General features: G+C 43.2%; 6 protein-coding genes. All 6 read right to left on the bottom strand.

The genetic code is table 11. From position 1 onward, the window contains the following. A partial coding sequence (locus ACWVCM_RS02020) for an ExbD/TolR family protein (protein ID WP_455200032.1) occupies nt 1-482 on the bottom strand: 482 nt, incomplete at its 3' end. Nucleotides 483-484: 2 nt separating this feature from the next. Then, nucleotides 485-1,012 (bottom strand): ExbD/TolR family protein, encoded by a 528-nt coding sequence (locus ACWVCM_RS02015; protein ID WP_455200031.1) that lies wholly within the window; start codon nt 1,010-1,012, stop codon nt 485-487. 38 nt (nt 1,013-1,050) lie between these two features. After that, on the bottom strand, nt 1,051-1,689 hold the full coding sequence (locus ACWVCM_RS02010) for a MotA/TolQ/ExbB proton channel family protein (protein WP_455200030.1): 639 nt from the start codon (nt 1,687-1,689) through the stop codon (nt 1,051-1,053). A gap of 227 nt (nt 1,690-1,916) precedes the next feature. Beyond that, the gene (locus tag ACWVCM_RS02005) at nt 1,917-2,213 is read right to left on the bottom strand and encodes a hypothetical protein (protein WP_455200029.1); all 297 of its coding nucleotides are present in this window, start codon (nt 2,211-2,213) and stop codon (nt 1,917-1,919) included. Between the two features lie 47 nt (nt 2,214-2,260). Then, nucleotides 2,261-2,884, bottom strand: coding sequence for a tetratricopeptide repeat protein (locus ACWVCM_RS02000; RefSeq protein WP_455200028.1), 624 nt, complete (start codon nt 2,882-2,884; stop codon nt 2,261-2,263). Next, nucleotides 2,865-5,240: tetratricopeptide repeat protein (locus ACWVCM_RS01995; RefSeq protein ID WP_455200027.1), on the bottom strand; the 2,376-nt coding region annotated here is incomplete at its 5' end. The genes ACWVCM_RS01995 and ACWVCM_RS02000, both read right to left, overlap by 20 nt.

Here is a 5,240-nt window from a genome sequence, read left to right as displayed (position 1 = left end):
GCCAGGGAGATATTAGTGAAATCCGCCTCAGTACAGGTGAACATGAGCTTCCTTAGCAATTTATAAGGAATTTCCTTGTCACCCATAATAGTAACATCTCGATTCACTGGCTTTCCGTCCGGCGCTTTCTTAACAATGATACGCTTAGCTTGATTTAGCAACGCCTCTTTCAAAAGAGTTATTTCCGGATTCTTTGATCTGTTAACTGAGTCAACATCTACAATCTTATTGCCTTGCACCAGAATGTCTTCGTTATTTACCACAATGACAACTGTTTCTTTTGGTAATTTATCTGCGACTGATTCCGGTAATTTGATTTTCTTGCTACTTGGAAGATCCTGAACGGTTGTAGAACTCACCAGCAGGAAAAACACCAGGATAGTAAATATATCCATCAATGAAATCATGTTCAAAGCACCACCTTGCTTGTGGCGCTTATGATGACGTTCCATTCGTTTAGCACGGCGAGAATGTGCTTGCATTATTATTTACCTTTCCTTTGAACTACAGGTTCCGGTGGTGGTGCATCGCCAATAGCAATTTGGGGAAATAATTCCCTTTTTACCGGTACACCATCTTCAATTTCAGTGATCACCCGCACAGCATCCATAACCTGGACCAGGGTGTCATAATTAACGTTTTGCTCCAAAAGCAACGTAATATTCAGTTTATTAGGAAATTTTTCCTTAATACGCACCAATAAACTGGTGATAGCCTTCATATCAAACTCATCACCGGTTTTTTCAAATGTTTTAATTGCGCCACCTAGGGTATCTGCAACCGTTATTGAGTTTTTTCTAATAATTAGCTCGAAGTTGACTTCCTTCTTCGGTTTATTCTGACTGGGCTTGGACTTGGATGCCGGCGGCAGATTCAATTCCAGTATAGTCATTTGTGAAAATACAGCAGTAATCAACAGGAATGGCACCAATATAACCATCAAGTTTAAGAATGCTGTAATGTTAAGTTCTGGCGGCGTTTTATCACCACGCCGAATACGGACTCGCGACATGCTTTTATCCTAACAATGTCCTTTTAAGTGTTCAGGTGTTACTGCCGGGCATGTTCAGAGATGACATTAAGGAATTTAACCGTTGCCATTTCCATGCTGTCCACCAACTCAGTAGTTTTAGTTTGCAAGACTGTGAACAATAGCAACAGTGGAATCGCAACCATCAACCCAAATGCCGTTGTGTTCATGGCTACCGAGATACTGGCAGAAAGCAAATCGGCTTTGTCTGCAGGATTGGCGTTAGCAACAGCGGTAAATGCTTGTATTAAACCTATGATAGTACCCAATAGTCCCAACAAAGTGGCAATATTGGCAAAAGTCGCCAGATAGTGAGTACGCTTTTCCATCCGAGGGATAACTTCCATCAATCCTTCTTCCATGGCCATCTCAATGTCACCCCGATTACGGGAAGCCTGTAACCGAGTTAATCCATAAGTAAGAATTTTACCGATATCAGCCTTTGACGCCGAACTTACTGACATAGCTTGTTTATAGTCATTGCGCTGCAGTAAAGGCACCAGTTTCTGCCACATGGATCGATTGGTCTGTTTCGCATAAGTCAAATACATGTATCTTTCTATCGCAATTGCGATACCCAGCGCAAGGACCAGTAAGATGGGGTACATGAACATACCACCTTCTTGAAAGAAGTTAACTACGGCGGAATAGGCTTCCATTATTTTTTCTCCTCACATATCGTAACCGATAGCATAGGTAACAATAAGAACAACTTATTTCTTACAACTTCACTATCTAATTCACAGAATCAATAACGTTTGTATTACTTCAATATTAAAGTTTTAAAGCCGCCCTAGGTGTTAACTACCGAAAATGGTGCGACATCTCGGCAACTGCGTTTTACCAGCTAACCCGGGCTTTATGGCGGGGCTTACATTGCGGCTTATTATCTAGGCACTGCATCTGATTCGTTCAAAACACTGTAATACTTTAATTCCCTTAAAAACACATCTCTATCCAGCGCAGTCATGCTTTCCTTAAATGAACCTTTTTCCGATACACCGGCCAAGGTTCCAATTCGGGATTTTTTCCAAGGCACAATATATAACACCTTTGGAAGCTCACGTGAACCTATTATGGAAGTGTCATCCAGCTCTAGCCGGTCCGCAGCTACACTCTGGCCACTGGCAACCAACAAACTGGTTAAAACAATAACTGTTATTTTCCAATTTTTCACAACCATAATTGTAATGCTCAATATCAAGTTTACAACAATATCAAATTTTAAAACTAGTTGCGTGCTCTTTTTATCCGCCGCTCCAGATCAACAATCCATTTTGAGACTTCTTTATCTTTTTCAGGCGCCAGTTCCTGGAATGTCTCGTAGTGCTCTAGTGCTTGTTCCAGTTCACCGAGATAAAGATCCAGCAAGATACCGTAATTCAAATGCGCGTAGGCGTAATTTGGTTCAATATCCAACGCTTTCTCGTAGTTGGAACGGGCCTCTGCAAAATTGCCTTTACCACGATTGATAATTCCCAGATGGTTAAGACTAACGGCACTATCGGGGTTAACTTTAAGGGCTTGTTTGAATGCGGCTTCTGCCTGATCGATCTCGTCAGCACGAAAATGAATAATCCCTAAATTTACATAGGGTCCTGCAATGTCAGGGTAAGCCTTATTTAAATTCGATAAAATATTTTTTGCTTGCGCGATATTTCCGCTTCTCATCGCAGCAATCGCTTCATCGTACTGTTGACGCGCACTCGGTGGTATTTTTTCTTCAGCAGCGGCGGCCTTGCTTTGTGCAGCCTGTTCCGATTTTGGTGCTTCTTTACCCGTCCCTGCACAACCACTGACCAGCAATGACAATAATGTAACAAGGATCGCCCATTTACCGATTAACTTCTGCAAACAATTCACTCCTTTCTGATTTTGCATAACGCACTGGTCGTAAAACACTCAAAGCTGCGAGACTTTTCTTCACCCATTCATCATAGGTACCTGATTTCACTCGCTCGGCGTTGGACTCATGGATATTAATGGACTTTTCTTCGAATGGATAGGCCTGCTCTTCTAACAGGATATCATACTGCTCTAACTCGTCAGCCGACAGCCCCTTTGGTCGTTCTGATTCAAGTAACTCGTTCCCAAATTTGCTATAAATTTCAGCCAACCAATATACCGAAGCTGTTGTTACTTCTTCAACTCCATAGTTGGCCGCTTCTGTATAAGCATTGACCGCTTCTTCCATCTTCTGTTTCTTTACTTTCAGATTTTTCTTCAAAGGTGCGACGAGCTTCACTTGTTGAAAGGATCTCAAATACGGCTCCGCCAACTCCAAAGAGGCTTTTGCCGCTAAAAATTGTGTCCTGTCGGTTCGCTCAGTGGTCGCACTTTTATCTTTACTGATTATTTCCCGTAACCAGTAACGGCGTTGATCTGACTGGTTGTTAGCCAAATATAGGTCAGCCAGTTTTTGTCTCGCCTCGATGGACTGCTCCAACGGATGCGGGTACTTATTGATAAAGTCTTTATAAGCCGCGATTATCTCGTTTTTGTTACCACCCTCTTCATAGAGCTCAGCAATTCGCCACTGCAAATCACGACGCACATCCACACTGGTTTGATAGTTAATCATGGTTTCAAATTCACGCGCAGCTTGTACCGGTTGATCTGTCTTTATATAGGCTAACGCCAGATTTTCTGTAACCTGTTTGCGCAATTTATGAGATGGATACTTACGGCGAAAATCTTCCAGTGCGTTGATGGCTTGCGGCCAGGATTCTTTCGCCAGATAACTGGCAGCCACATCATACTGTGCTGCTACTGCAAATTCTGACTGGGGCGCAACACTGGCTACGCGTTTAAAATGTTTAGCAGCGCCATTATGGTCACCAGCGTCACGGGCCTGTTCGCCCAATTTATATATGGATGCCGCCAAACCATCATTGATCGCCTTGTACTCTTTATCACCCGGCTTGCTGAGACTCAATGCAATCTTATAGGCAGTTTCGGCGCGTGCGTAATGGGCCGTCTGAAGCTCTGATTGAGCGACGATTAGCCAGGCCGTTTTACGCATGCTAAGTTTCGTCTCTCCCGTTAGCTCGAGGATAGAACGGGCTGCAACCGCTGCCTGGTCATATTTTTTCAATGCAAATAAATCTTCAGCTGCTTTTGTCACTGCCGCTGGGGCGCGCTTGTCGTTTGGAAAAGCTTTCCCAAACCTCAATGCACTGCCAATTGCCAGGCGTTCCCATATGACTTTCTGTTTTCCATCGAGCAATTTGGCCTGCTCCGTGTACGCCAGCAACGCAGCATAACCAGCTTCAGCATTTTTGCCATATTTGGGATATTGATAGGCGGTCTTTTCGTATTCTTTCGCTGCCTGTTCATACTGTTTATTGTCAAACAATGTTTCGGCTAACAGGAAATTTATCTGAGGTGTTTTTTCTGATTTTGGGAACGATTTGATAAATGCCTTATACCAGGTAATAGCATGTACGTAATCTTCCGGTTTCTTGGTTTTTTGTGCCTGCGCATGAAAATGGCGGGCAACATCTTCCATATTCTTTTCCAGTACAGGCGCCAGTTTTTGCTGCACCGATTCATTCTGCAGATTCCAGAATTCGCCATTTACCTGGTAGCGTTTGGCAAAAGTAATTTTGGCTTCTATTAACAAACTGGGAAATCCACCGCGACCGTATGCATTAATTCGGTACATATCGAAATCCGGCGCGGAAGCGTGATCGGGGTATCGTTTTACAAAAGTTTGATAGGTATTGGCAGCGTCACGAATACGCCCCTGATCAAGATAGTGATCGCCTAAATTTTTATAAACACGGGTTACATAAACACGCTCGCCATTGTTGTCAAAATATTTGTTAACCGCATCCGCACCACCTAGCTCATCAAAACTTAAGGTAATAACCCGAAAAACATCGTTTAAAAGCTCCTTGTCTCCTCGACTTAAGTGCTCACCCTGGATGTTAACCTCGCCCGAATCTGTGCGTAGTTTGCGGTCTACGATTGTAAAGAAAGAATGTAATGACTTGTCGTATTGATTCAACTTGTACGCCGACCATCCTTTTTTGGAAAGCGCTTTCTCATAAAATGCTGACGAAGGATTAACTACCATGGCCTGGGTATAAGCGCGATCAGCATCTTTAAATTCATTCAGTGAAAACAACAATTCTCCGCGCCGGAAGTGAATTTCATCCCGGTTTTCTATATCTGGAAATCTGGCTAACAAACGGTCCAGTGCTTCCAG

The organism is Kaarinaea lacus, assembly GCF_975902315.1.
Note: the sequence above shows the minus strand (reverse complement) of the source record. Positions and strands in the feature narration are given on the sequence as shown.

Coding starts and splice junctions, on each gene's coding strand:
- ACWVCM_RS02010 (WP_455200030.1), bottom strand. CDS start 1,689: ATGGAAGCCTATTCCGCCGTAGTTAACTTCTTTCAAGAAGGTGGTATG.
- ACWVCM_RS02015 (WP_455200031.1), bottom strand. CDS start 1,012: ATGTCGCGAGTCCGTATTCGGCGTGGTGATAAAACGCCGCCAGAACTT.
- ACWVCM_RS02005 (WP_455200029.1), bottom strand. CDS start 2,213: ATGGTTGTGAAAAATTGGAAAATAACAGTTATTGTTTTAACCAGTTTG.